At 60.6% G+C, this 26,141-nt stretch carries 18 protein-coding genes and 1 tRNA gene; 11 read left to right on the top strand and 8 right to left on the bottom strand.

Going from position 1 to position 26,141, the window contains the following annotated elements; translation table 11 throughout:
• The first annotated feature begins 25 nt into the window (after positions 1-25).
• The 6 genes from A3AC_RS0106540 to A3AC_RS30625 all read left to right on the top strand — a co-directional run bounded on the left by A3AC_RS0106540 (position 26) and on the right by A3AC_RS30625 (position 4,327).
• Positions 26-514 carry a YraN family protein gene (locus A3AC_RS0106540; protein ID WP_025597986.1) on the top strand — a complete coding sequence of 163 codons (489 nt, stop codon included), beginning with the start codon at positions 26-28 and terminating at the stop codon, positions 512-514.
• A 261-nt stretch (positions 515-775) separates the two neighbouring features.
• Entirely contained in the window at positions 776-1,363 is a 588-nt protein-coding gene (locus tag A3AC_RS0106535; RefSeq protein WP_025597985.1) for a phosphoheptose isomerase, read from the top strand.
• A gap of 25 nt (positions 1,364-1,388) precedes the next feature.
• Complete coding sequence (locus A3AC_RS0106530) at positions 1,389-2,180, top strand: BON domain-containing protein (protein ID WP_025597984.1); 792 nt, start codon at positions 1,389-1,391, stop codon at positions 2,178-2,180.
• The gene (locus A3AC_RS0106525) at positions 2,177-2,527 is read left to right on the top strand and encodes a c-type cytochrome (protein ID WP_025597983.1); all 351 of its coding nucleotides are present in this window, start codon (positions 2,177-2,179) and stop codon (positions 2,525-2,527) included. The genes A3AC_RS0106530 and A3AC_RS0106525 overlap by 4 nt, the downstream gene beginning before the upstream one ends.
• A gap of 76 nt (positions 2,528-2,603) precedes the next feature.
• A tRNA-Ala gene (locus A3AC_RS0106520) sits at positions 2,604-2,679 on the top strand.
• A 94-nt stretch (positions 2,680-2,773) separates the two neighbouring features.
• Positions 2,774-4,327 (top strand): site-specific integrase, encoded by a 1,554-nt coding sequence (locus A3AC_RS30625; RefSeq protein WP_025597982.1) that lies wholly within the window; start codon positions 2,774-2,776, stop codon positions 4,325-4,327.
• A gap of 52 nt (positions 4,328-4,379) precedes the next feature.
• Here the strand turns inward: A3AC_RS30625 and A3AC_RS0106510 are convergent, their stop codons facing one another.
• The 6 genes from A3AC_RS0106510 to A3AC_RS29070 all read right to left on the bottom strand — a co-directional run bounded on the left by A3AC_RS0106510 (position 4,380) and on the right by A3AC_RS29070 (position 13,462).
• Positions 4,380-5,039, bottom strand: coding sequence for a hypothetical protein (locus A3AC_RS0106510; protein ID WP_025597981.1), 660 nt, complete (start codon positions 5,037-5,039; stop codon positions 4,380-4,382).
• A 215-nt stretch (positions 5,040-5,254) separates the two neighbouring features.
• Entirely contained in the window at positions 5,255-7,834 is a 2,580-nt protein-coding gene (locus tag A3AC_RS0106505; RefSeq protein WP_025597980.1) for an N-6 DNA methylase, read from the bottom strand.
• 200 nt (positions 7,835-8,034) lie between these two features.
• A complete protein-coding gene (locus tag A3AC_RS0106500; RefSeq protein WP_025597979.1) occupies positions 8,035-8,622 on the bottom strand; it encodes a recombinase family protein in 588 nt (195 codons plus the stop codon).
• Positions 8,623-8,734: 112 nt separating this feature from the next.
• A complete protein-coding gene (locus A3AC_RS31270) occupies positions 8,735-9,388 on the bottom strand; it encodes an endonuclease domain-containing protein (protein ID WP_035474846.1) in 654 nt (217 codons plus the stop codon).
• Positions 9,389-10,890: 1,502 nt separating this feature from the next.
• Entirely contained in the window at positions 10,891-11,484 is a 594-nt protein-coding gene (locus A3AC_RS31210; RefSeq protein WP_156924580.1) for an AlpA family phage regulatory protein, read from the bottom strand.
• Positions 11,485-11,893: 409 nt separating this feature from the next.
• The gene (locus A3AC_RS29070) at positions 11,894-13,462 is read right to left on the bottom strand and encodes a methyl-accepting chemotaxis protein (RefSeq protein ID WP_035474844.1); all 1,569 of its coding nucleotides are present in this window, start codon (positions 13,460-13,462) and stop codon (positions 11,894-11,896) included.
• Positions 13,463-13,979: 517 nt separating this feature from the next.
• Between A3AC_RS29070 and A3AC_RS0106485 the strand changes: the two genes are divergently transcribed.
• The 3 genes from A3AC_RS0106485 to A3AC_RS0106475 all read left to right on the top strand — a co-directional run bounded on the left by A3AC_RS0106485 (position 13,980) and on the right by A3AC_RS0106475 (position 17,963).
• The gene (locus A3AC_RS0106485; RefSeq protein WP_025597977.1) at positions 13,980-15,491 is read left to right on the top strand and encodes a sensor domain-containing diguanylate cyclase; all 1,512 of its coding nucleotides are present in this window, start codon (positions 13,980-13,982) and stop codon (positions 15,489-15,491) included.
• A gap of 84 nt (positions 15,492-15,575) precedes the next feature.
• Positions 15,576-16,241 carry a DUF2239 family protein gene (locus tag A3AC_RS0106480; RefSeq protein WP_025597976.1) on the top strand — a complete coding sequence of 222 codons (666 nt, stop codon included), beginning with the start codon at positions 15,576-15,578 and terminating at the stop codon, positions 16,239-16,241.
• A 414-nt stretch (positions 16,242-16,655) separates the two neighbouring features.
• Entirely contained in the window at positions 16,656-17,963 is a 1,308-nt protein-coding gene (locus tag A3AC_RS0106475; RefSeq protein ID WP_025597975.1) for a solute carrier family 23 protein, read from the top strand.
• Between the two features lie 68 nt (positions 17,964-18,031).
• Here the strand turns inward: A3AC_RS0106475 and A3AC_RS0106470 are convergent, their stop codons facing one another.
• Positions 18,032-19,681, bottom strand: a complete 1,650-nt coding sequence (locus tag A3AC_RS0106470) for a Na+/H+ antiporter (protein WP_025597974.1) — start codon at positions 19,679-19,681, stop codon at positions 18,032-18,034.
• 485 nt (positions 19,682-20,166) lie between these two features.
• Between A3AC_RS0106470 and A3AC_RS0106465 the strand changes: the two genes are divergently transcribed.
• Positions 20,167-21,444 (top strand): sensor domain-containing phosphodiesterase, encoded by a 1,278-nt coding sequence (locus tag A3AC_RS0106465; protein WP_025597973.1) that lies wholly within the window; start codon positions 20,167-20,169, stop codon positions 21,442-21,444.
• A gap of 35 nt (positions 21,445-21,479) precedes the next feature.
• The gene (locus A3AC_RS0106460; RefSeq protein ID WP_025597972.1) at positions 21,480-22,196 is read left to right on the top strand and encodes a copper homeostasis protein CutC; all 717 of its coding nucleotides are present in this window, start codon (positions 21,480-21,482) and stop codon (positions 22,194-22,196) included.
• A gap of 111 nt (positions 22,197-22,307) precedes the next feature.
• Here the strand turns inward: A3AC_RS0106460 and A3AC_RS0106455 are convergent, their stop codons facing one another.
• Positions 22,308-25,895 (bottom strand): indolepyruvate ferredoxin oxidoreductase family protein, encoded by a 3,588-nt coding sequence (locus A3AC_RS0106455; RefSeq protein WP_025597971.1) that lies wholly within the window; start codon positions 25,893-25,895, stop codon positions 22,308-22,310.
• Positions 25,896-26,141 lie beyond the last annotated feature (246 nt).

Here is a 26,141-nt window from a genome sequence, read left to right as displayed (position 1 = left end):
GCAAACGGACGGAACGAGGCCGTCATTGTGCCACGCAGGGGCAGACGCTCCGGGCGGCGTGCCTGTTGAGAGCGCAACTCGCGCGAAGCCCGCGCCCAGGCCGAAGCCGAAGCCGTGTGCCGTTCCGCCCGACAACTTTTCCGGGCAGGCGGGGTCCAAACTCGTCGGCGCGGCTTTCGAGCTACGCGCGCAGGAGTTTTTGCAGCGCCAGCGCTTGCGTCTGGTCGCGCGCAATGTGTCGTGCCGCGGCGGCGAGATCGATCTGATCATGCGCGAGCGCGACGGTGCGCTGGTGTTCGTCGAAGTCCGGGCGCGCGCGCAACGCAAGTATGGCGGCGCGGCGGCCAGCATCGGCTGGCAGAAACGGCAGCGGATCGTGCGCGCCGCGCAGCATTACCTTGCCACCCAGGTTTCGCGCGCAGGTCCGCAGCCCGCTTGCCGCTTCGACGTGATTGCTTTCGAAGCCGGGCGGCTCGTCTGGTTGCGCGACGCTTTCCGTGCCGACGAAGTCTGACGCAATGCACGGAGAACGCGTGTTAGTGCGATAAACTTGCGCTCGCGTGCGAGCTACGGGGCGGTGGACAACAGGCAGCGCAACAAGGCGACGCACTTCACGACGGCGCATGTCGCGAGGTGTTCCGGGGCCACCTGTTCACGTAACGCGTTGCACCCAAAGTTCGCGGCGCGCAGCAACGCGGCCCGCGCAACTTCATGAACACGACTTCACAACATGGCCGCGCATTGCGGCTCACAAGCGGTAGAAGATAGAGACTCGATGTCAGTCGAACGCATTCAACAACACTTCCGCGATAGCGCGGCAGTCAAACTAGAAGCCCTCGAAGCGTTGTCGATGCCGATCGCCGCAGCGATCGACACGATGTTCGCTGCGCTTGCCAACGGCAATCGCATTCTTGCTTGCGGCAACGGCGGCTCCGCGGCCGACGCGCAACATTTCGCCGCGGAGCTGATCGGCCGCTTCGAACGCGAGCGGCCTGGCTTGCCGGCCGTCGCGCTCAGCACCGATACCTCCGTGCTCACCGCAATCGCCAACGACTATTCGTTTGAGCAGATCTTCTCGAAGCAGGTGTGGGCGCTCGGGCAGCCCGGCGACGTGCTGCTCGCGATCAGCACGTCGGGGAATTCCGCCAATGTGCTTGCCGCGATCGAAGCCGCGCACGAGCGCGAAATGATCGTCGTCGCGCTGAGCGGCAAGGGCGGCGGACGCATGCAGGAAGTGTTGAGCGACACCGACATCCACGTGTGCGTGCCCTCGGATCGCACCGCGCGCATCCAGGAAGTGCATTTGCTGACCATCCATTGTCTGTGCGACGGCATCGATGCCATGTTGCTGGGCGAAGACTGAGATTGATCCGAAGGAGAGCTAGTTGATGAGCGTATTCCGCGTCAAGAAGACACTGGTGAGAACCGTGCTGGTGGTTGGGTTCGCGGCGGGATTGTCCGCGACGTTGCAGGGTTGCTTTCTCGCCGTTGCGGGCGCGGCAGGCGGCGGCGCGCTGATGGCGACCGACCGGCGCACGCTCGGCGCGCAGACCGAAGACCGCGAGATTCAGGTGAAGGCGCTCTCGCAGATCAGCCAGAACCTGCCGGACTCCGCGCATGTGAACGTGACTGTGTTCAATCGTCGCGTGCTGCTGACCGGCGAAGTGGCAGGCGACGCATCGAAGCAGCGCGCCGAGAGCATCGTACGCGGGCTGAACAACGTGAATACGATCGTCAACGAACTCGCGATCATGCCGGCCAGCTCGTTCTCGTCGCGCACGAATGACACGTACCTCGAGACGCGCGTGAAAACTGCGCTGATCGCCGAGAAGGATATTTCGGCGAATGACTTCAAAGTCGTCGCCGAGCGCGGTTCGGTGTATCTGATGGGCCTCGTCACAATGGACGAAGGCAATCGCGGTGCGGACGTGGCGAGCCGCGTGCCGGGCGTCGCGCAGGTCGTGAAGGTGTTCCAGTACATCCAGCCGCAGGAAGCCGCGGCGGCGGCCGCTGCTGCGGCCACGGCGCCAGTCGCCGCATCGCAGCCGGAGGCGAGTGCGGCGACGGTGGGAGCGATTCCGGACTCGTCGGTGAGCGCGCGGCCGCTTGAACAGCAGGCGCCGGCGCCGGTCACGAACTCGAACGCGGTGCATCCGGGCAATCCGAAGGCGACGCAATGAAGCGTGCGGTTGCCGGAGTTCTGATGGAGTTGACGTTGAGCGCGGCGGCGGGCTTGTTCGGCCCCGCAGCGTTTGCTGCCGATGCACCGCGCGGTCAGCGCGTCGCCAGCGCGAATGCGTGCATGGGCTGCCATGCGGTGGATCGCAAGCTTGTCGGTCCGTCGTTTCAACAGATCGCTGCGCGGTATAAGGGTGATGCGGCCGCGCCTGCTAAATTGGCGCGCAAGGTGAAGGACGGCGGCTCGGGCGTGTGGGGCATGATTCCCATGCCCGCGCATCAGTCGATGAGCGATGCGGACATTCGCGCGGTGGTCGATTGGGTGCTGGCGGGGGCGCCCGCGAAGTGAGCTTGGGCGGGAGGTTTTGTCGCGGTTTGTGGCCTGGCAAAACGGAAAATGCCTGTGCTAGAATTGGTCGAATGTTGGGGGGGTAGCTCAGCTGGGAGAGCGTCGCGTTCGCAATGCGAAGGTCGGGAGTTCGATCCTCCTCCTCTCCACCATTCCAACCTGTTGATTGGCTTGAAAAATCAGCAGGATCAATGACTTACGAAGGTGCGGCAGCCGGTGTAACATACACCACCCTTTCGTAAGCTCATGACAAATCATCTTCTGAAGCGCGGTAGTCGCTACTACATCCGCCGTAAAATTCCCCTCGACCTGCAGGCCAAATACCAAGGCCGGAAAGAGATCGTTAAGGCTCTAGGCACGTCCGATCCCCTTGAGGCACGTAAGCTCGTCCGCGAAGAAAGCGTAAGACTGGATCGCGAGTTTGATCGCGTACGTCAGGAATCGTTTTCCCCTGTGCCCCCAGCGGAGCCGGTCTACGATCCGGAGCGGGGCGGCTATGTGTGGCCCCTTGTTCCCGGATATGACTTTGATTTCGCCGCAAGTAAATATGTCCCGACACCGCCGCGCCGTGTACTTACCGCTGCAGAGCAAAAGGCCGTGGAAGCACACGAGGAATGGCTAGCCTATGAAGGCCATGACGAGATAGCTCGGCTGGATCTTGAAGATGAGGCTCGCGAGGAACGTATCGAGGAAGCAAAAGAGGCGCTGCGCCGTCTATGGGCCGAAACCGGCACTGTGCCAACGCCGCCAGTAGCAGCAAGCTCGCCGGTCGTTCGACTATCGCAGGTTAGAGAGACGGCACTGGAAATGACTTCATCCAGTCCTTCCGCCGGTCATCTTGCTGCTTTGGTTGGGCAATGGGCAAAGGAACGGACGCCCGATGTGCGCACAACTAATGCCGCTGATTTGGTTGTGAGGCGGTTTTACGAGCATGTGGGACGTATTCCTGTCGCGAGCATCTCACGCGCCCACGTGGTCGCCTTCAAAGAAAAATTGCTGGAATCCGGTCAAACTCCGGTTAATACCGACAAGCAGTTGACCATGCTACGCGCGCTCCTGAATTTTGCTGTGGCGAATCTGCAGGCCACTTCCAATCCCGCACAGGGTGTAAGGGTGGGGGAGCGAAAGAACGCACGGGCAGCACGCTTACCCTTCGATCTTCCCGCGCTGCAAGCGATATTTTCCACTCCGATCTATACCAAAGGAGAACGTCCGGAGGGCGGTGCTGGGGAGGCGGCGTATTGGTTACCGTTACTTGGGCTGTTCACAGGTGCTCGGATCGAGGAATTGTGTCAGTTGCGACCCGAAGACATCTTTGAGGAGACCTACGGCACGGCCAACGGGGAGTCGCACAAGTGTTGGGTGTTGCGGATAACGGATGAGGGGGCGGGGCAGGGAGTGAAGAACGCTACCAGCATCCGACGTGTTCCCCTCCATCCGGAACTTCTGGCACGTGGATTTTTGGATTACGTCGCCAGTCAGCGTGGCAAATTCCGCGTCTTCGATAAGCTCAAGCCCGACAGTAAAGGTTCGGAGTCCGGGAACTGGTCCAAATGGTTCAGCAAGCAACTAAGGCATGTCTGCAGAGTCGAGAACAAAAAAATGGTGTTCCACAGTTTCCGCCACCTGTTCAAGGACTTATGCCGGAATGCCGGCACCCATGAGGATGTGAGTGATGCGCTATCGGGCCACAGTAGCGGCAAGGTGTCACGCCGATACGGGGGCCTTTCGTATCCCCTCGCGCCGCTTGTTGACGCTGTATCCCGTATTCGCGTACCTGGTCTCCAGCTACCTATCTGATGCACGCGCATACACAGCCCGACTCTAACCCGCGCTTGGCTCAACAGGCGCGTTACTTCTCGTGCGGTGACTCTTCAGTAGGAAACGTCGCCTTGCCGTTTTGTACAAACTCAAGCAGATGCGTCATGCGACGGTAGTGGGCCATCAAAAGCTTCATCGAGATCTCTTCATTCCCGGTGATGGCGTCCATCGCTTCGAGGTTCTTGTAACCCAATCCCTTGGCCAGTTCCACCGAAATGGCGTGAGCCGATTTCAATTGAGCTGCCGTCGCTTTCAGGTTTGCATCCCGGTTTTTTCGGCGCATTTCGTTGATTTCTGTAATCAACTTGTACGCCTTCTTGGCAGCGAAAAGCAGCGAAGGGACCGCTCCGGCAACAACCGGCAGGGCGGCGGCCAACTTATAAATGACGGCGACATTGGATGCTAGGTCAAGCCATCCGGGTGATGTCTTCTTGATACCCGCGATCATCGGACGGTCATCAGCATGAATCTGCTTGTCAAACAGTGCATATGCATGGACGACGCTATAGCCACCTGCCCAAGGGTAGGTAGAAAGAGGATTTTTCTCGTTACTTAATGCGGTATGAGTTTTGTAATCGAGACAGTAAAGCCACGCATAACACTGTTCTAGCAAATGCGGGAACGTGTAGAAGTCCGATAAGCTCCAGTCCTCCGCACCCAAGATAATGCGGTACGTATTTTTCTTGTTCAAACCTCTACCCCGCTCGATTTCTGCTAGTTAATGGGTAAGCCGCTTGCGCTGCTGATCTTACCATTTCTCGTCTAGTCTGCGTCCGGAACGGAGAGCGGTATGTCGAAAACCGCCTGCGCTCGCGCGCTAGATTCGCGGTAAGCAGAGGTCGGCCGCAATTGCAGCAGGAAGCGCGAATGCGGCCGACAGAGAGGGGTTCCAAAACGGAAGTAACTTCAAACCTTGGGAAGCATCTGTCGCACGGCTTCATTTAAATCGATCGAATACTCAGAAACCTTTTTCTGAGAGTCGTCTATTTCATCCGCAATAGCGTTCTGAAGATCTTTGATTCGCTTCCGTTTTGAAGCGTCAGTCTTAGGAATCAGCAATTTTTGAAGGTCCTGAGGGTATAGGCGGTCTCTGATAGATCCCGTAGTAACAATATCAATATAAAACTTATAGAACGGAGTTCGCAGCAGCCCGATAAGATATTCTGCATCGATTCCATCAGGCCGTACGACATGGTAATCCGGACTTATCAGTCCCCCAGCTTGACTTTCATCGATAACACCGACGCTACCGATATTAATGCGCATTGGGTTGTAAATGATATCACCAGCCTCAACCTTCTTTTGGGGTGTCAGAATATCTTCCCCCCGCACCACCTCGCGAGTTGTCACTTTGCCATCACTTGATATGGATAAAAACGAATACTCTGCGTCTAGCTCCTTAGCCGTCTTCGGCCGAAATCGATCTGATACCGGCTTTACTCTTTGGCCTATAGGCTCCATGTGACTTTCAAAATGCTTTATTTTTTCTTGGAATACATAGTACGAGGGATCCATTCTACCGATCAGCTTGCTGGCTCGCATTTTAAATAACACCTTACCGTCTTCTCTCGCGCCCCTGAGCGATTGGTCGCGACGTCTGAAACTCTTGATTCCGTAAAGGCGCTCGGCAAAATCAAATATATCTAACTCTTCCAAATTTCCGTCGGAGCCATCGTTAATATCTTGTAAGATCTGATCCAGATCATTTGGTTCACTGCCGTTCTTTGTCTTATCTCCGCCGAATTCGCTTCCCACATTTTCTGAATCCGCCATAAGTATTTCATAATCATACTGTGGATTCTTAGAAAGCAGTGACTTAAAGTCGGCGAAGTTATCGTCTATTTTTTGGTCATCAATAAAATTCTTTACACTTTGGGTGTATTTCTGAAGATACAGCACCACGGTATTAACGGTAGGTATTCCAGATTGAACAAATGTGTGAGTTGGTAAATTAACTATGCCTCTCACCCATGCATTCTTTAGTATTTGCATGCGTAGATCCGCGTAGGAACCTGCACTCAGCAGCCCGGTAGGGAGGACGATTAGAAGCCTACCTTCTGGTCTCAGCAAGCGAAGCGCTTTTTCGACGAAAAGAACCTCAGTTTTCTGCGACGCCTTTATCTTCCTGCGCGAACCAAAATCGTAATGAGATAAAATCTTGGTGTCTTTTTCACGCGCGCCGAAGGGCGGGTTGGCAAGTATCAACGTGCACCCGCTGCCCTCCACATTCTCATCGTACTCTGTCACTTGATAGGGATTTCCGGAAAAATCCTCGAACGCTAGAGCATTACCGCGAACCACACATTTACCGTCGCCCCACAGTAGCATGTTCATCCGTGCCGTTCTTGCTGCTCGGGGCTCAGCATCAATGCCAAATATCTGTGAAACCTTTATATCTTCGAGGAGAGCATGACGAGTCGTGCCAAGCCGTTTAATCGTCCCGGCCGGCAATACTTCGACTTCGCTCTTCATCTTCTCGTAGGCTTTGATGAGGAAGCCACCAGACCCACAAGCGAAATCAAGAACTACGTCATTCAACGAAACTTCCGCGAGGCTACACATAAAGTTAACGACAGGCCGAGGGGTAAAATACTGGCCTAGTCCCTTGCCTCTTAATTGCGACGGCAAAAATTCTTCAAAAGCTCGGCCTTTAACATCCACATCATCACTTTTCACGCTGAAAGGCTCAAGCTTTTTGAGGAGGACAGCGATTGTTTCAGGTGAGAGATTGATTTCTGAGGTTTCGTCCGAAAGCAGCGGAAATGCGGAGTGCACTACTTCCTTAAAATGGATATTTACCGATCTGGTCGCTTTCTTATGCGACGTCACCAACCAGTTTTCTACATCTTCGGCCGTAAGTCGTTTATGCTTCGAATTCAGAGCGTTTAAGGCCTCATCAGCTGCGCTCATCAAAAGCAGTTTGCTTAACTCATCAAAGGCGGCGGCTGGATCGAGTTTGTCGCCGTCTCTTATGGAATTGTGCAATCCCTTAAAAAATCTTCTATAGTCGCGAATCTTTTCTGCGTCAGGCTCTTGAATCGATCCAGCCGCCTCCGAAGTCGTTCCGGAAATTTCCTTCGATCCAATTAATTTGATGAGCTTGGAAAAACTTTTTTTATTGAGAGTTTCAATGGCGTCACTGATAAGATCAACGCGCTTGTTACCGTGGTAATACGCTCGAAGGCGATACTCTTTTCCGTTGGTTATGAAGCTGAATGGCGACTGCAAAGCAAATGCATACGAATCAGTCTGGCCTGTCGCGCCCGAAATGGCTTCCGTTGGTTTTTTTGCTTCTACGACGACAAGGGTTTCTCCATGCCTTTGAATAACCAGATCAGCCGCTTTGGTCTTAACCTCTCTACCAAAATTCATCTTCACCGGCACTGCCCAGCGCATCTCTTCTTCAGAGTAGCCAAGAATTTCTCTAAAAAGAGTAGTGATTACTTTAACTTCTACGTCCCGCTCGGATGAAAGCGAATCAATCATGGTGGCCGATGCAATAAATTTTCGAATTAAATTTTGATGGTGAAATCCACCTCGCGCACGAGGTCGATATAATTAGGCGCAAAGTGTAACGCAAGCGTGCTGCTTCTTATAGAGAGTATGCATAGTCCCCCGGGCGGAACGTTGACGCTCGCTTGGAAGGTGGAAAACCGGTGCGGCTCCGCCCCGCAACCAACGGTGGGTCACTCGGCGCATGCGCGCTTGACCGTGGCGATGCTTACGCCGAAGCGGTCTGCCGTCTGCGCGATCGTCGCCCCATTCTCGGCCCGCCAGCCTTTAATTTCGGCATAGTCGGCGGCGCGTTGCCTCCCGGTGTACTTGCCCTCAGCCTTGGCAATCGCCACACCTCGGCGTTGCATTTCGGCCCGGTTCTTGTAGTCGGCTTCGCCTTGCGCGGCCATAAAAGCCAGCACTGCATCGCGCGTAGCCTTCTCAATCGGGTCTGTCGCACCTCCGTCAAAGCTCATTCCGTTGAGCGTGCACTCAACCCGCACGCCCATATCCATAAGGCGACGCATTGTGCGGTGCAGTTCGTCGTAGCGTCGGCTGATCCGGTCGAGCCAGCGGACAATCAGGACTCCGCCGTGGCGCAGGTCATGTTCTACGCGTTGCCATTGCTGCCGCTGATCCGGGGCGACATGATAGCCGCTCACACCTTCGTCGACGAAAACATCTTTCTCGCTCACACCATGTGCCGTCGCGTCTGCGTACTGGCTGGCGGCAGATTGCCCGTCCGTGGTGGAGATACGACCGTAGTACAGTTTGCGCATGGCCCGCTGGCTCACTTGAATTAGCGGCTCAATACTAGCCGCTAGCTCACGTACGGTCAACCCTACTGAGCCATCGCGTCGACCGCAAGTCGATGGATCAGCAGGGTATACCCTATTGAGCCGCATCCTGTATTTGTCCGGCCTGTACGCTTAGGCAGAAGTTTCCCGATCCCACCTCGGTTACTTGTATGCTCTCCGTTTTGTCCCGGTAGCGTGCGGCGCCGCAACGCAAGAGCATCACTAGGGGTTCGCGCTCACCGAGTCCCAAATCTGCCGCCTCCGCGCCCGCACGGCGCAGCGCGGCCACCGCCATCGCGAACCACGCAGCCAGGACAACTTTGTTCGGACGGTTCTTGAGCGTTTCTCGCTCGTTGAGTCGCCAGTCTTTCCTCCAACCCTCGTGCGCGCCGGACGCCGCTGACCACGCCCGGACGTATGCCCTCGCCCTTGGCAGTTGGCGGCGCGTCGTCTCGGCTGGCAGTGCGCCGGAACCATAGAATTTCGCTTGCTCTACGCTCGCATTCATGGCGACGATATCCGCGTCCGTTAGCCCTCTTTCAATCGCACCAACCATGAGGCCGCCATTGCAGCGGCTGCACAGCGCCGCTCTCGGTGTTCCCGTCTTATGGCAGTGGTCACTGACCATTGATTGCCGTGGCTTGGCAATCTTACATATCGGGCACTTGCTGCGATTTGCGAGCCAACATACCGTTACCCATTCCCGCTTCTCGTAGGCATTCAGCCGCCAATGATTCCTGTTATCCATTTGATCCAATATTATAGCTTTTGTCGCTTCGCCCGCGCCGCCAATTCGATCTCGGAGCGGTGCGTGAAGTCGCTCGGCCGGCCAACCATATCGGTTGCGCAGCCGCGCGACCGATACTACGTCTCACGGCGAATTATTTCGACGTGGGGACGGCGGTCTCCGCAGATTCCGACGCTTCCCGTTCGCCCAACTTTCCCGAGCCCCCTCCCGCCACCTTTTTTGGCCTGCCCGGTCGTCTAGGTGGGTCACTTTCCCTAGGCGTCATCCATTCGGGCGCGCTCCCCGTTGTCACGGTCATAACTCGTACCGCCGCCTCCTGATCTGCCCGCTTTGGCAGCCCCTCAAACACCTCCCGCAATCGCCTGTTGCGCCCCTGTGGGTGCTTGTGGTCTAGCGGCTCATCTACCCGTGGCAGCGCTCGCGGCTTACCTTTCTTCCCAGCTGTCTGCGGGCGCATCCAAACCGGCCACGCTGTCACTCCAAGGCGGGAGCCTCGCCAGCATGCGTACACAATGCTCCGCCACACCGCCGCCTCCCGCCAACGATTCTCCTGCAAACTCCAAGCGCTACGGATATCAGCACGGTGCGCCCACGGGTGGGTATCGGCTACTTCCTCCGTTCTTCGTTCCTGCTCCCATGCCTTGTGTGCTACTTCTCGGGCTTCCATCTCCGCCCGCCACACATGCTCATTCGCTCGGGCTTCCATCCATTTCCAATGCGTGTGATTCCGTGCGTTTGCTCCCTTCGGCCACTCGGTCTTTTCAGGCGGCTTCTTCCCGGCAAAGTGCTTACGCCATGCTGCTCTGTCCGCTAAGCGCTTTTGGACCGCCCATTGCTGCTGCAGGCTGTCTATTGCGATCATGCATCCCCATAGCCCTTCCTGGGGCTTGTGTAGCCATCGCCTCACAACGACTTTCGCCAATTGGTTCGCCGCTCCGGTTTTGACTGCGGCTGGTGGCTCTGTGGGCATCTGCGCGCCGCCCCAATCCTCTCGGTCCCATTGCAACCATTCTTCGGCCCGCAGTCTTTTGCCTTCCCTACGCATTACTTACCCCGTTGCATGCACAACCAATAGCAATCCTAGATTTAGCTCGCCTAAGTCGCTCGCGCCATTTGGCAAGGCCACCCATTACCCGCCGCCCACTAGGTCCGCCACGTGCCCATACGCAAGCCTGAGGGCATGCCAAAAGGGGTGGGGGGTAGGAAAAATTGCGCGGTCTTCGCCTCTGGACTCCGTCAAGTTCACCGCACGTTATTGCTTTGTCCAAAAAAACCTTCTGATTTGCGCGCGGAAACCAAGGCCCCGCCTACGCCCAGGAAAACCAAAACTGTCGTGCGCGCGCAGGCGTGTGCCTAGCCCATATATAGGCACCCCTATTGGCCGTCTGAGTCGCGAAGGTAAAATTATATCGTTTGATGGACACCTACCCGTTGCGGCGGACATTCACAAACGAAGCACGTTTTCTTGTGTGTGCTTCGTAGAACGCACCGCCATACAACCGCTAGTCATCTGCGGTTTCTGCCCTATAGTTGGCCGGCGATGTTAGGAAAGCCTCAATTTCGGCGACACGCCACCCGGTAGCGCCAGGGCCAAGCTTTACCGGTGCCGGAAAAGTACCGTTTCTCACCCGCTGATATATTGTTGAACGAGCTAAGCCAGTTTCCCTCTCTACCTCCACCCGACGCATGATTGCGTTAGCCGCTCGCCGCATCGGCTCCTCCTTCACAATATCTGTAGAGGCTGGGCCGATTTGCTGCGAAAAACGTTGAGAGGCATTAGTGTGCTCTCGGGCACGGCAACCCGCCTTCACTCCAAACTCAATGAGCATCTCGGCCAGTCGGTCAGCGGCTTGTGACCAATGGGCGAACGCTTCGCAGTAGGACGCTAAAGCGCTAGAGTCAACGGCATCCAGCACGCCAGCATCGCGCAATTGTCTCGCCACGGTAGGCCACAGGGCTACTGCTGTAGGAGACAGACCTTTAAGCAGAATCCGGACCTCGTCACGCTCACGATCGTAGTCACGTCGATGACTCGCCGCCTCGTGACCTATTGACGAAGCCGCGTGCCCTGTGCGGTCCGAATTTCGTTGGTACATGACAGGTCCTCCTTTCGGTTTCCGTCTTGATTGGCTTGGCGGCGCGCTTGCGGGACAAGCCATCTACAGAATCGAGGTTAGGTCATAGCGCACGTGCGCGCAAAGCCGCAATTGCGCCGATTAATAAGGAGGGAGTTTGCTACACTCAGCTGTCACCGCTGCTACATGCGCATTTGTAAGTCACTGATTTTTAAAGTGAAGGGGAGTTCGATCCTCCTCCTCTCCACCAAAAATACATAAAGAAATTCAAGAAGGTCCGGAAAATCTTCAAAAACCCCGTGAGATCAAGGCTTACGGGGTTTTTTGTTGCCGTCAACGTTCGAGCCCGGGTGGCCGCTTCGTCCCTGACACCCACGGCGGTGCGGCCGCGGCCTTATCACGAGCGGCATGGGCCACAGAAGCCAGCACCCTAGCCCCCCACCCCCACCCTAAAAAACCCCACCGTCTCGCTCAACTGCTGCCCCTGCTCCTCCATGGACCGCGAAGCCGCCGCCGCTTGTTCCACCAGCGCCGCATTCTGCTGCGTGACGTTGTCCATCTGCGTGATGGCGCGGTTCACCTGCTCGATGCCGCGGCTCTGTTCGCCCGAGGCCGCCGCGATCTCCGACATGATGTCCGTCACGCGCGCCACCGCATGCGTGACTTCGGTCATGGTCTTGCCCGCTTCGCCCGCAAGCGACGAGCCGTCGCGAATCCTGTCCACCGAATCCGCGATCAGTTCCTTGATCTCCTTCGCCGCGCTCGACGAGCGCTGCGCGAGGCTGCGCACCTCGCTTGCCACCACCGCAAAGCCGCGTCCCTGTTCGCCGGCGCGCGCGGCCTCCACGGCCGCGTTCAGCGCAAGAATGTTGGTCTGAAACGCGATTCCTTCGATGATGCCGGTGATGTCCGCGATCTTCGTCGAACTGTCGCTGATCTCCTGCATCGTGCTCACCACCTGGCCCACCACCGCGCTGCCTTTTTGCGCAACAGACGAAGCGTTCGCGGCCAGCATGCTGCCCTGCTGAGCGTTATCTGCGTTCTGCTTCACCGTCGACGTGAGCTGTTCCATGCTCGACGCCGTCTCCTGCAGCGACGCGGCCTGTTGTTCCGTGCGCTGGCTCAGGTCCATGTTGCCCGCGGCGATCTCGCGCGCCGCGCCGGCAATGCTGGTGCTCGCGTCGCGCACGCGTCCGACGATCGTCGTGAGACGCTCGTTCATCTCGCGCAGCGCGCCGAGCAGTTTGCTGGTTTCATCCTTACCGTCGATGGTGATGCGCGTGCGCAAGTCGCCCTCCGACACTGTCCGCGCAACGTCGATCGCAACGCGCAACGGCCCGCTCACCGCGCGCGTAATCACGACGCACGCACCCGCCGCAAGCGCGACCGCGAACAGCGAAATCGCGATCAGCAGAGCGCGCCGGTTCTCGTAACGCGCTGCGTAGTCGGCAATCATCTGTTCCTGCCGGGCATGCGTGTAGTCCGCGTACGCGTCCGTCGCTCGAATCAGTGCCGCCAGCAGCGGCCGGCACTGATCGTCCATTTTGACGATTGCCTCGTCCCGCTTGTTGGCGAGCGCCAGATTGACGATGTCGGTCGCGACCGGTCCATAAGCGGCCTCCACGCGATCGATCTCCGCCACGAGGCTGCGCGCCTTCTCGGTCGCACCCGAGTCCTTGACCATCTCGTTCAGCTTCTTGAGATTCGCCGCGACGTCTTCGTGGGCGCGCGTGACCTGCGCTTTTTCGATCTCGAGGTCCTCGGGTTTCACGACGAGCACGAGGTTGCGCGCCGCAATCGCGCGGCGATCCACGGCGGTTCGCACCTGAACCGCCATGTCGGCGTGCGCGTTGATGCCGCGCACGAAGTTCGAAAAACCATCGGTGGAATCGGCGAGCGACTTCAGCGCGAGTCCCGCAACCGCAACCACGATCACGGACAACATGCCGAAGCCGGCTATCAGCCTCGCTTTAATAGAAAATCGGTTCAGAGCGGCCATATCTTTGTTTTCTCCAGGGACGAAGCGAGCGCTTCGCAATGGACTCTCAGGTCCGGGAATGGGAGCGTCTATGCGGCCGCCCGGCATACGGTCGGCCCCGCGCGATGTTGCCGTTCCGTACAGGCAGAAAAAGCGGCATCCCATTTATCGGTTATCGGGCAAGTACAAGCGGACTTGAGGGAAGCCGGGTATTCCAATAAAAAAGGCTTGCACGAGATAAAGGCAGTAAACGCGAATTGCAGTGCAAATCGCCGGGTTTTTTGCGCTTGCTGCGGCAACCTGCCACCGCGTTGACGCAAGCCGCGAAGAGGGTGACGCCGCAGCGCGGCAGCATGAGCAGCCATCATCGTTGCGTTGTCAATCTTCGTAAGCGGCATGCAAGGCGGCAAAGACCCGTCTGTTCCACGATTTGGGCGGCGACCACCTCTGGTACGCTACCGCTTTGCCGACGCGCCACTGTGGACGCGTTTTCTTCCTTTTTCGCGCGTCAAGGCCGCGCTTGTCCGAATCCAACATAATGGTCACGCGTCGTCCGAACATCATCATTGCGATCAGTGGCGTGCTGGCCAGCGCAATCCTCGCAATCGCTGTGTGGGTACTCGCGCAAATGCACGACGACGCGTTGCGGCGCGCGCAGGACTCGGTCTTCAACGTCTCGCTGCTGGTGGAGCGCGACGTGTCGCGCAATCTCGAGATCTACGATCTGTCGATACGCAGCGTGATCCAGGGCTTGAAGCAGCCGGGCGTGCTGCAACTCGATTCTTCGCTGCGGCAGATGGTGTTGTTCGACGGCTCGGCGTCCGCGAAAGACATGGGCTCGATCCTCGTGATCGACGAGACCGGCTACATCAAGTTCGATTCGCAGTTCGTGCCGCCGCGCCACGTCTATCTCGGTGACCGCGACTATTTCAAGGTTCATCGCGATTCGCCCAACGTCGGGCTGTACGTCAGTCACCCGTTCATGCCGCGCTCGACGGGCACCGACATCAGCATCGGCCTGAGCCGGCGCATTTCGAAGCCCGACGGCAGCTTCGGCGGCGTGGTGGTGGGCACCATGCGCCTCAGATATTTCCGCAGTCTCTTCGACGGCATGCACCTGGGCGCGGGCGGATCGATGGCGCTGATGCTGAGCGACGGCACGATGCTGATGCGTCGTCCGTACGATCCGAAGATCATCGGCATCAATCTGACAGGAACGGCCAACTATTCGCGCTTCGTACAGCAGCCGAGCGGCGACTTCTTCGGCACGGCGGCAATCGACGGCGTGGAGCGCTGGTACGCATTCCGCCATATCGACATGTATCCGCTGATCCTCGACGTGGCGCTCTCCACGCGCGACATCTATGTGGGCTGGCGCCGGCGGGCGTGGATCATCGGCTCGCTGATCGCCGCGCTCGACCTCACCCTGATCGCGCTGGCCGTGCTGTTCGCGCAGCAGATGCGGGGGCGTCTGCTCGCAGAAGAAGAGTTGCGCGTACTGGCGCGCACGGACGGTCTGACGGGCGTGGACAACCGCCGCGCCTTCGAGCAAGCCGTGGAGAACGAGTGGCGCCGCGCGCAGCGCGACGGCGATCCGCTCTCCTTGCTGCTGATCGACGTGGACAATTTCAAGGGTTTCAACGACCTGTACGGCCATTCGGCCGGCGACGACGCGCTCATCATGGTGGCTCAATGCATCGCCCGGAACGTGCAGCGCCCCGGCGACACGACGGCGCGCTACGGGGGCGAGGAGTTCGCCGTGCTGCTTCCGGACACCGACGAGGCCGGTGCCCTCTCGCTCGCCGAGAAGATCCGCGCGGCCGTCGAGGCGATCGCGCTGGGCCACGTGGCGAGCTCGCACCATGTGTTGACCGTGAGTATCGGCGTCGCGACCATGCGGGGCGAGGCGCTCTCGATGAGCCGCGTGCTTGTCGACGCCGCCGACCAGGCCCTGTATGCCGCAAAGGATGCCGGCCGCAATCGCGTGTTCCCGTATCCGGCAGGCGCGCCGGCGGGAGATGGCAGCTTAATGATCGTGGCCAGCCGGTGAGTCGCACGAATTTCACCGGGTAATATATTGCGCGGCAATTTAACCCGGGTATAATTCGACAAGTTCCTGAACCCGGAGTTTGTCGTGATAACGCATTCCCGCACCTGCAGCGCCTTTGAAGGTCACCGTCTGATCGCTTCCGGCGAGTCGCCGCTGGTGGCTCTCGCCGTAAAGGAAGTACTAGAGCGCGGCGAGCAGGCACCCGTTCTTGTTTTCGACGACACGACCGCGGCTCCCGTCGAATTCGATTTGCGTGGCACTGCGGAGGAGATCGTTGCGCGCCTGAATCCCGCGCAGCGCGAACCCGCCAGCAACGCTATCAACGCCAGCAACGCAGCCGACGCCGCCAGCGACGAAGCCGCAGCCGACGCATCCGAAGCCGCCGACGCAGCAGCCCCACGCGGTCGCGGACGGCCGAAGCTCGGCGTGGTCCCGCGCGAAGTGACCTTGTTGCCGCGTCATTGGGACTGGTTGAATGCACAGCCGGGCGGCGCGTCGGTGGCGCTGCGCAAGCTGGTCGAGACGGCGCGCGCGGCGGGCGAGCATCGCGACCGCAAGCGTGCGGCGCAGGAGGCGGTGTATCGCTTCATGACCGCCCTGGCCGGCAATCTGCCCGATTACGAGGACGCCACCCGAGCGCTTTATGCCGGCGACCGGCTGCGCTTCGAAGAAAAGATCGCGCAATGGCCCGAAGATGTCCGCGCCTACACGGTGCGGCTTGCTGCAAACGCGTTCCAAACTCACAACTGAGTCGCGGCACGCTCGAAACGAGAGCTGAAACCAGAACATCTGGCCCGCAGGCGAAAAAAAACCGCTCACACTCGGCGAGCGTGAGCGGGAAGTCGGAGAGTTACAACAACATCGCATGCGCTGCCTGAGGTCAGCGCAGCGGGAGAAGTCTACGAGGCGAATCACCGGCCTCCTATCGGACGAATCTCAAAGCTGGGCGTCGGAGTCAACGGCTATGAGAACGGAACTAAAACTAATGACGCAGGCGTCATACGCTCGCGTCGTCCCGCGCTGCGCTCCCAGCCCACATTCACGCGATTTTGCTCGCGCTTGCCACCTCCAATTGCACTCCGTACACTCGCGCGTGATTCCGAACGGCGCTTCTTTTGCGCGCCGTCGTCCACGAAAAACGCCGAATAGAGGAGAACCCCCGCGATGGCCGATTCCTATTTCCCCCGCTGGCGCGCGCAGCCAGACGCCGTCGAGGGGCGCATTGTCGATACCGATGAACGCCTCGCCTGGCCGCAGATGTTTGCGATGGGCATTCAGCACGTCGTCGCCATGTTCGGCTCGACGGTGCTCGCGCCGTTGCTGATGGGCTTCGATCCCAACCTGTGCATCTTCATGTCGGGCATCGGCACGCTATTGTTCTTCGTGCTGGTCGGCGGCCGCGTGCCGAGCTATCTGGGCTCGAGCTTCGCGTTCATCGGTCTCGTGATCGCAGTTACGGGCTACGGCGGCCACGGACCGAACATGAACATTCCGGTCGCGTTGGGCGGCATCATCGCGTGCGGCGTGGTGTACGCGATCATCGGGCTGATCGTTTCGGCGGTCGGCACGCGCTGGATCGAAACGCTGATGCCGCCGGTCGTGACGGGCGCGATTGTCTGCGTGATCGGGCTGAACCTCGCGCCAATTGCAGTGCGCGGCGTGAGCGGCAGCAACTTCGATTCGTGGATGGCGCTCGTCACCGTGCTGTGCGTCGGCGCCGTCGCAGTGTTCGCGCACGGCATGCTGCAGCGTCTGCTGATTCTCGTCGGCCTGCTGATGGCGTACGTGATCTACGCGATCGTGACGAACGGCCTCGGCATGGGTAAGCCGATTGACTTTTCGATCGTGGCGAACGCCGCGTGGTTCGGCATGCCGCACTTCACCGCGCCGGTGTTCAACATGCAGGCCATGACGCTGCTCGCACCCATCGCGGTGATTCTCGTCGCGGAAAACCTTGGGCATATCAAGGCAGTGAGCGCGATGACCGGGCAGAACCTCGACCGCTATATCGGCCGCGCATTTCTCGGCGACGGACTTGCGACAGTCGTGTCCGGTTTCGCAGGCGGCACGGGCGTGACGACCTATGCCGAGAATATTGGCGTGATGGCGGTCACCAAAATCTATTCGACGCTCGTGTTCGTGATCGCCGCTTTGATCGCGCTCGTGCTCGGCTTTTCGCCCAAGTTCGGCGCGGTGATCCAGACCATTCCGGGTCCGGTGCTGGGCGGCGTTTCAATCGTCGTGTTCGGGCTGATCGCGGTGACGGGCGCGCGCATCTGGGTCGTCAACAAAGTGGACTTCTCGGACAACCGCAATCTGATCGTGGCCGCGGTCACGCTCGTGCTCGGCGCCGGCGATTTCTCGCTGAAACTCGGCGGCTTCGGTCTTGGCGGCATCGGCACTGCGACTTTCGGCGCGATCATTCTGTACGCGCTTCTCAGAAGAAAGCCGGCGCAAGGGCCGGTGGCCTGATCTTCGCGCGGCAGCGGCGCGCGCTTTGAAATAAGCGCCGCCGCCGGAAACCGCGTCTCAATGCAGCGTTACTTTCTGCGCGCAGTCAGCGCTGTCTCTGACAGATCCACTTCGTGCATGAGCTTGTTGAACGTCTCGTCGTTGATGGTCTGACTGCTGCGCAAGCTGAGCAGCACCTGACGCTCGGCACGCATCGCCGAGAGCTTCATGCGAAATTCCAGCGCGTCCGCGCGGCGCGCCATTTCGCGCGGTTCCTGATCTTCGCCGAGCGCGGTCAGCCTGCGGCGATAAACATCCATGACTCGCGCGGTGACGTCGGCGGCATACGCGGAGGCGGATTCGTCCAGGTTCGCGCACGCCTTGTCGTGCAAGTCGTCCACCGCGCGGATCGCGGCTTGCGCGGCCATCGTGCGCGCCAGCGCTTCTTCTGCGGCGTGCGGGTCCTTGCCGCGGCGCCATCCGCGCAACAGCAACGGCAGTGCGATCACGCCGACTACAAGCGACAACAGAATCACGCCCGATGCGATGAAAATCGCAAGGTCGCGCCCAGGCAATTCCGCGCCGCCCGGCAAAGTCTCGGGTAAGGACAACACGCCGGCGAGCGTCACCGCGCCTCGTACGCCCGCAACTGTCGTGACGGCCACGGTGCGCAGTCCCGGCACCGCATTCGCGACGCCATGGCGCGCCGCGCCGCGGCTCGCGAACCAGCGCAGCAGCCAGACCCACACGAAGCGCATCGCATACAGCGCCGCTCCGACGGCCGCGATGTAGCCGATCAGCCGCCACACCTGCGCGTCGCTCGTCTGATGCGCGTCGAGCAGCGCGCGGCCAAGAATGTGCGGGAACTGCAGCCCCAGCAGAATGAACACCATGCCGTTGAAGACGAACTCGATCATCATCCACGTATTGTTTGCCCGCAGGCGCGACGCGACGGGCCCGGATGTCGCGAGCGTCGTGTAGTTCATCATCATGCCGGCGGCGACTGCCGCGAGGATTCCCGAGAGTTCGAAGCGTTCGGCGATCAGATAGGCGGCGAACGGAATCAGCAGTGTCATCACGACGCCGGGCGCAGGGTCGCCTTCCTCCGCGAGATTCAAAAAGCGCACCGACACGAAGCTGAACAGCCAGCTCACCGCGGCGCCCGTTGCGAGCCCGCCGGCCGCGATGATCACGAAGCTGATCGACGCGTCGCGCAGCGAAAACACGCCGGTCAATGCGGCCGCAATCGCGAACTTGAGCGCGACGAGGCCCGACGCGTCGTTCATCAACGCTTCGCCTTCCAGAATGTGCATGAGCCGGCCCGGCACCTTGCCCTTGCCGGCGATGCCGGAGAGCGCGACCGCATCGGTCGGCGACAACACGGCGGCGAGGGCGAACGCGACAGGCAGCGGCATCGACGGCACCAGCGCGTGCACAAAGTATCCGACGGCGAGCACAGTCATGAACACGAGGCCGAGCGCGAGCATCAGGATCGAGCGCCGCGCCATGAAAAATTCGCGCTTCGGAATGCGCCATCCGTCGGCGAACAGCAATGGCGGAATGAACAGCATCATGAAGATTTCCGGATCGAACGTGACGTGCAGGCCGAGCTTCGGCCATGCGAGCATCGCGCCCATCGCGATCTGCACCAGCGGCAATGGCAACGGCAGCAAGCGCGTCGCGACGCCCGAGGCCGCCACGGCAAGCATAAGAATCAATACGGTGAAGACGATTTCCATCGGTACAGGACTTGGGAATTGCGACGATGCGGACAGGCTTCGCCGGGCAGCGCGGAGAGCGGCATGACGCGCGCCGGCGTGAATAGCCCGAAGCACGGATAACGAAGCCGGGCGGCGAAGCTGCAACTGGAGTGCGCAGTGCAGACCGCGAGTTTAGCTTGGGATCGCGCGACGCGCAGTGAAGCGGCCAGTTGCGCCGTGCTTGAGCGAAGCCGTGGGCGCCGCGAAAGCCGCAAGAGCCCACGCGTACCGCAACGGCCGTGAGGGCCACGCCCGTCTGCACCCCAACGGTGCGGGCCCGCCCATGCATGGCGCACACCCCGTATCGCCGGTGCACTCTTTTACGCGAGTTACATCGCTATGTGCGCAAGCGTGCGCATGGAGCTTGCTTAAGCCATACCGATGACGCACATTTTGGAGCAGTGGCGCCGTGGGTTGTTCGCATCCGCGTTCGGACCGGCCCGGCTCTCGCGTGAGAGGATTGCATGACGATTGCGCAACAGGAAAGGACGGCCACCGCGCCTCACGGCTTCGACGTCGAAATGGCCTCGGGCCTCGAACGTTTTTCGGTGCAGCACGGCGAGCTGACGCTGACGAGCGTGTTTCAACCCATCTTCAGCCTGTCGCATATGCGGGCTGTCGGTTATGAAGGCCTGCTGCGCGCGCACGACATGCTCGACAGGCCGGTGTCGCCGCTCGACGTTTTCGGCGAGGCGGCCCGCGTCGGCGACGTCCTGCAGCTCGACCGGCTCGCGCAGACGCTGCACCTCGAAAACTTCAAGGTGCTCGGCGCCGAACGCGAGTGGCTGTTTCTCAACGTGCATCCGGGCGCGCTCACCGATCCGTATCTGTCGGCCGCGTTGCTCGCCACGCTCAAGCGCCTCGGTTTGCCGCCGCGGCGCATCGTGCTCGAAGTGCTCGAGCATCGCGCGGAAGATCTGGAGCGTCTTGCGGATGCCGTGCGTCAATTCCGCGAGCGCGGCTTTCTGATCGCGCTCGACGACTTCGGCGCCGGGCACTCGAACGTCGAGCGCATCTGGCAACTGAATCCGGATATCGTCAAGCTCGACCGCATCATGCTGTCGCACGCCGCGCATCGCGCCGACATGGCGACGATCCTGCCTGGCCTCGTCGCGTTGCTGCACGAAGCGGGCAAGCTTGTGCTGATTGAAGGCGTGGAAACGGAGCATGAAGCGCAGATGGCGCTCGCATGCAACGCCGACTTCGTGCAGGGTTTCTTCTTTGGACGCCCGAGTCCGGGCGCGGCCGATGCGACTCATGCAGCCACGTGCATCGGCGAGCTCACCGAGCGTTATCGCGATCAAACCGAAGCGCGCGAGCGCCGCAACGCAAGCCGCCTCGCACCTTATCTGCGTGCGTTCGAACGCGCGGCCGAGCGGCTTGCGGCGGGCGAGCCGCTCGAGGAAGTATGCTGGAATTTTCTCGCGCTCGATCACGCCGCGCGCTGCTTTCTGCTCGACGCCAAAGGGCGGCAGGCCGGCCGCAACGTCGTTCTGCGGGCCGACCGCGCGGCGCATGAAACGCGCTTCCTGCCGCTCGCCGACGCGCAAGGTGCGAACTGGCTGCGTCGCCCGTACTTTCGCGATGCGATCAACGCACCCGAGCGCGTCCACGTCACGCGCCCGTATCTGTCGATCAACGAGGCGCTGCCATGCGTGACGTTGTCGGTAGCCACGCGCGTTGGCGAGAAGACCTGCGTGCTGTGCGGCGATATCGACTGGGTGGACGAAGAGCGCATCTGACATCATGTCGTTTTTAACGACACCCCGTTGCGCTCATGTCCGTTCTGCTCGAAGTCATTGCCACTACCGTTGCCGACGCACGGCTCGCCGCGCAAGCGGGCGCCGACCGCCTCGAACTCGTCACAGCGATGGGCGAGGGCGGGCTCACGCCAGGCATCGGCCTGATCGAAGCCGTGGTCGACGCGGTCAGCATCCCTGTGAATGTGATCGTGCGTCCTCACAGCCGTTCGTTCGTCTACGACACCGACGATCACGCCGTGATGTTGCGCGACGTGCGGGCCGTCAAGGCTGCGGGAGCGAACGGCGTGGTGATCGGCATGCTGAACGCTCACGGCGAGATCGACCGCGAACAGCTCGCACGCGCGATCGACGCCGCCGATGGTCTTGCCATCACCTTCCATCGCGCGTTCGATGAAGTGCGCGATCAGCGCAAAGCGCTTGACGTGCTGCTCGGTTTCGACGCGGTGACGAATGTGCTCACGTCAGGCGCAAAGCCCTCGGTGCTGGATGCCGAAGCGACGATTCGCGAGCTGGTGCATCAAGCGTCGGGATCGCGCTGCACGGTGCTGGCGGGTGCCGGTCTGACGGTCGATGCGGTTGCAGGCTTCGTGAGCCGGACGCAAGTTGAAGCGGTGCATTTTGGATCGGGCGTGCGCATGGGCGGCAACGGGCTCGCGCCGATCGACATTGAAAAGCTCGCACGCGTCAGGGCATTGCTGAACGCGCAATCGGCCAACCCGCGAGCGCAATAGACGCTACGCCCGGGCGAACAAAAAGCCGCTTCGTGTTCACGCACGAAGCGGCTTTATCAGCAAACCATCACGCACCGCGCAACACGACACACATCACGTGCGCAATGACGCTCACTTGGCCACCACCACGGGAATGCCGCGCAACTGCCCCGCGCCTTTCACTTCTTCAAGTGACTTGTTCACCGACGCACCTGTCGCCGCTTCGATCCGTAGGCGCGCGGCGAGATCGCGTTCGCCGCGCTTCACAGCCGCGAGATTCGCGAGCTTCACGTGACCATAGCCGCGCACGCGGGCATGCAGATCGGCGAGCTTCGCGACGTCTTCGAGATTGCCGGCATCGAGCTTCGCGACCGCGCGCTGCATCGTGCATTCGTAATCGTCGGCGAGTTCGCGCTCCATCTTGCGCTCGAGCGTGCGGCCGAACGGGTCGAGCATGGTGCCGCGCAATCCGCGTACTTTCGCGAGTCCGCCGAGGACCGGCCACATCCATTGACCGAAAGTCTTCTTGGTTGGACGCGCGCCGTCATGCGCGCGCGTGAGCGTGGGCGGCGCGAGATTGAACTTGATGCCGAAGTCCTTGCCGGCCACGCCTTCAAATTGCGCCTCGAGCGCCTCGCGGAATGCCGCATCCGTATGCAGGCGCGCCACTTCGTATTCGTCCTTCACGGCCAGCAGACGATAGAACGTGGTGGCGACCGCACGCGTCACGCGTTCGCTGCTGGCGTCGACGGCATGCTCCGCGCGGCGCGCCGCATCAACGAGCGCCCGGTAACGCTTCACATAGCTCGCGCCGCCATAAGTCTGCAGACGGCCTTCGCGATGCGCGATCAATTCATCGAGCGTATCGACTCGCACCGTTTGCTTCACCGCATGCCGTGCCTGCCACAGCGATTCGAGCGCGGCGGGATCTCCGGCGGCAAGACGGCCAATTGAAAACGCCAGTTGATTCATCTGCACTGCGACGTTGTTCAATTCGATTGCACGCATCAGCGCGCCGAACGACACAGGCACGAGACCGAGTTGCCACGCAAAGCCGAGCATCAGAATGTTGGCGCCAATCGTGTCGCCGAGAAAGCGCGTGGCGAGCGCCTGGGCGTCGCAGGTCGACAGGCGCTCGGCGCCCGCGGCGTGCCGCATCTTGTCGATCAGCGCGTCGGCGTGCAGCGTCGCGTCGGGGTTTGTCACGAAGGTGGCGTTCGGAATCGCATGCGTGTTGACGACAATGCGCGTGCGGCCGTGACGCACCGTCTGCAACGCGTCGGCGCTTGCGCCGACCACCATGTCGCAGGCGAGCAGCACGTCGGCCTGTTGTGTGTCGATACGAACCTGGTTGAGCCACTCGTCGCGCGCGGCGAAGCGCACGAACGACAACACGGAGCCGCCTTTTTGCGCGAAGCCCATGAAGTCGAGCACCGACGCGCTCTGGCCTTCCAGATGAGCGGCCATGCTGATCAATGCGCCGACCGTCACGACGCCCGTGCCGCCGACGCCCGTCACCAGAATGTCGTACGGCGCGGCGTCGAGATGCGTCGCGGGTAGCCGCAGTGCGTTGACCCGTTCGGCCAAAGCTTGCGGGTCGAACGCGACGCCCGCGGCTTTCTTCAGCTTGCCGCCTTCCACCGTTACGAAGCTCGGGCAGAAGCCGTTCACGCACGAGTAGTCCTTGTTGCACGACGACTGATCGATGCGGCGCTTGCGTCCCAGCACCGTTTCAACCGGCTCAACCGACAAACAGTTGGACTGCACGCCGCAATCGCCGCAGCCTTCGCACACTTCTTCGTTGATGAAGAAGCGTTTGTCCGGATCAGGGAATTCGCCTTTTTTCCGGCGACGGCGCTTTTCGGCCGCGCACGTCTGGTCGTAAATGAGCACGGTCACGCCGTCGGTATCGCGCAACTCGCGCTGCACGGTGTCCAGTTCGCTACGGTGATGGAACGTGGTGCCCTTCGGGAACAGGTCGTGATGACCGTCGTATTTCTCCGGCTCGTCGCTGACCACGACGAAGCGCGATACGCCTTCAGCTTCCACCTGACGCGCGATCTGCGGCACGGAGATGCTGCCGTCGACCGGCTGGCCGCCGGTCATCGCAACGGCATCGTTATAGAGAATCTTGTAGGTGATCGTGGCTTTCGCGGCCACCGCCTGGCGGATCGCGAGAATGCCCGAATGAAAGTACGTGCCGTCGCCGAGATTCTGGAATACGTGGCGCGTTTTCGTGAACATGGAGTGCGAGGCCCAGTCCACGCCTTCGCCGCCCATCTGGATGAGGCCGGTGGTGTCGCGCTCCATCCACGAAGCCATGAAGTGACAGCCGATGCCCGCCTGCGCGATGGATCCTTCCGGCACTTTCGTCGACGTATTGTGCGGGCAGCCCGAGCAGAAGTACGGCGTGCGCTTCACGCTGTCGGCGGCATTCGAAAGAATCTGCGGCGCGACGAGATCAACCACGCGTTCCCGGCGATCGAGCGCGGGCTTGTGTTTCGCGAGCCATTCCGCGAACACCGGCAGGATCCGCGAAGGCCGCAATTCACCGAGCGACGAGAGCAGCATGCTGCCGTCTTGCGCATGCTTGCCGATCACCACGGGCCGCGCGTCTTGCGTGCGGTTGTACAGATAGTCCTTGATCTGCTGCTCGATGACAGGACCTTTCTCCTCGATCACGAGCACTTCCGAAAGACCCGCGACGAAGGTGTCGATGCGCGTCATTTCCAGCGGAAACGACAAGCCCACCTTGTAGATGCGCACGCCGGCCGCGTCGAGATCCGCGACCGTCAGATCGAGCCGGCGCAGCGTTTCCATCAGGTCGAGATGCGCCTTGCCGCACGTGACAATACCCACGTTCGCATGCGGACTCGGCGTGATCCATTTGTCGATGCTATTGGTCTTCGCGAAGTGGCGCACCGCGTCGAGCTTCGCGTGCATTCGCGATTCGATGGTGAGGCTCGGCAAGTCGGGCCAGCGGTTGTGCAGTCCGCCCGCCGGCACTGCGAAATCTTCGGGCGCGGTCCATTCGGTTCGCAGCGCGTCGAGATCGACGGTCGAGCCGGATTCGACGGTCTCGGAAATCGCCTTGTAGCCGACCCACGCGCCCGAGAAGCGCGACAGCGCCCAGCCGTACAGCCCGAATTCGAGCATGTCGGCGATATTCGACGGATTCACGACCGGCATATGCCAGGCCATCATGGCGAAGTCGCTCTGATGCGGCATCGACGATGACACGCAGCCGTGGTCGTCGCCGGCCACCACCAGCACGCCGCCATGCGGCGACGAACCGTACGCGTTGCCGTGCTTGAGCGCGTCGCCCGCGCGGTCCACGCCAGGCCCCTTGCCGTACCACATCGCGAACACGCCTTCGACGGTGCGTTCCGGGTCGGCTTCCACGCGCTGCGTGCCGAGCACCGCCGTGCCGCCGAGCTCTTCGTTGATCGCGGGCAGAAAGCGTATATCGCTCGCGCTGAGCAGTTTCTTCGCCTTCCACAATTGCTGATCGACCATGCCGAGGGGCGAGCCGCGATAGCCGCTGATAAAACCCGCGGTGTTCATGCCGCGCGCCTTGTCCAGCGCGCGCTGCATCAGCGCGAGGCGCACCAGCGCCTGCGTGCCGGTCAGAAAGATGCGGCCGCGCGTTGCGGTGAGATTGTCGGACAGCTTGTAGTCGGCGAGAGCGGGCGTGCCGTCGATGGGCAGGCGAGCGGTCATGGGTGAGTCTCCGTAATTTTGTATTCGCGCGCGTGGCGGGAACCGCGAAGCTCGCGCAGCGAAAGAGACTCTATTTTTTAGCGCCGATCAGAGTGGATTTTTTCTACTTTGCGCGTACGTAGGCGAAGGGCCGCGAAGAGCGGCGCGTTTTCACGCGCTTTTGAGATAGATATGCCACAGCGACGGCGCGTACGGGTATGCCCTGGTCTGTGGCAGACGCTGCTGCGAAGCGTGTGCCCGGGGCGG

It is taken from the genome of Burkholderia sp. WSM2230, assembly GCF_000472445.1.
Classification (GTDB): domain Bacteria; phylum Pseudomonadota; class Gammaproteobacteria; order Burkholderiales; family Burkholderiaceae; genus Paraburkholderia.
Note: the sequence above shows the minus strand (reverse complement) of the source record. Positions and strands in the feature narration are given on the sequence as shown.

Bases quoted from the DNA above. Each gene is read 5' to 3' on its own strand.
- A3AC_RS0106535 (WP_025597985.1), top strand. From the start codon at position 776: ATGTCAGTCGAACGCATTCAACAACACTTCCGCGATAGCGCGGCAGTC.
- A3AC_RS0106530 (WP_025597984.1), top strand. From the start codon at position 1,389: ATGAGCGTATTCCGCGTCAAGAAGACACTGGTGAGAACCGTGCTGGTG.
- A3AC_RS0106525 (WP_025597983.1), top strand. From the start codon at position 2,177: ATGAAGCGTGCGGTTGCCGGAGTTCTGATGGAGTTGACGTTGAGCGCG.
- A3AC_RS30625 (WP_025597982.1), top strand. From the start codon at position 2,774: ATGACAAATCATCTTCTGAAGCGCGGTAGTCGCTACTACATCCGCCGT.
- A3AC_RS0106505 (WP_025597980.1), bottom strand. From the start codon at position 7,834: ATGATTGATTCGCTTTCATCCGAGCGGGACGTAGAAGTTAAAGTAATC.
- A3AC_RS0106500 (WP_025597979.1), bottom strand. From the start codon at position 8,622: ATGCGCAAACTGTACTACGGTCGTATCTCCACCACGGACGGGCAATCT.
- A3AC_RS31270 (WP_035474846.1), bottom strand. From the start codon at position 9,388: ATGGATAACAGGAATCATTGGCGGCTGAATGCCTACGAGAAGCGGGAA.
- A3AC_RS31210 (WP_156924580.1), bottom strand. From the start codon at position 11,484: ATGTACCAACGAAATTCGGACCGCACAGGGCACGCGGCTTCGTCAATA.
- A3AC_RS29070 (WP_035474844.1), bottom strand. From the start codon at position 13,462: ATGGCCGCTCTGAACCGATTTTCTATTAAAGCGAGGCTGATAGCCGGC.
- A3AC_RS0106485 (WP_025597977.1), top strand. From the start codon at position 13,980: ATGGTCACGCGTCGTCCGAACATCATCATTGCGATCAGTGGCGTGCTG.
- A3AC_RS0106475 (WP_025597975.1), top strand. From the start codon at position 16,656: ATGGCCGATTCCTATTTCCCCCGCTGGCGCGCGCAGCCAGACGCCGTC.
- A3AC_RS0106470 (WP_025597974.1), bottom strand. From the start codon at position 19,681: ATGGAAATCGTCTTCACCGTATTGATTCTTATGCTTGCCGTGGCGGCC.
- A3AC_RS0106465 (WP_025597973.1), top strand. From the start codon at position 20,167: ATGACGATTGCGCAACAGGAAAGGACGGCCACCGCGCCTCACGGCTTC.
- A3AC_RS0106460 (WP_025597972.1), top strand. From the start codon at position 21,480: ATGTCCGTTCTGCTCGAAGTCATTGCCACTACCGTTGCCGACGCACGG.
- A3AC_RS0106455 (WP_025597971.1), bottom strand. From the start codon at position 25,895: ATGACCGCTCGCCTGCCCATCGACGGCACGCCCGCTCTCGCCGACTAC.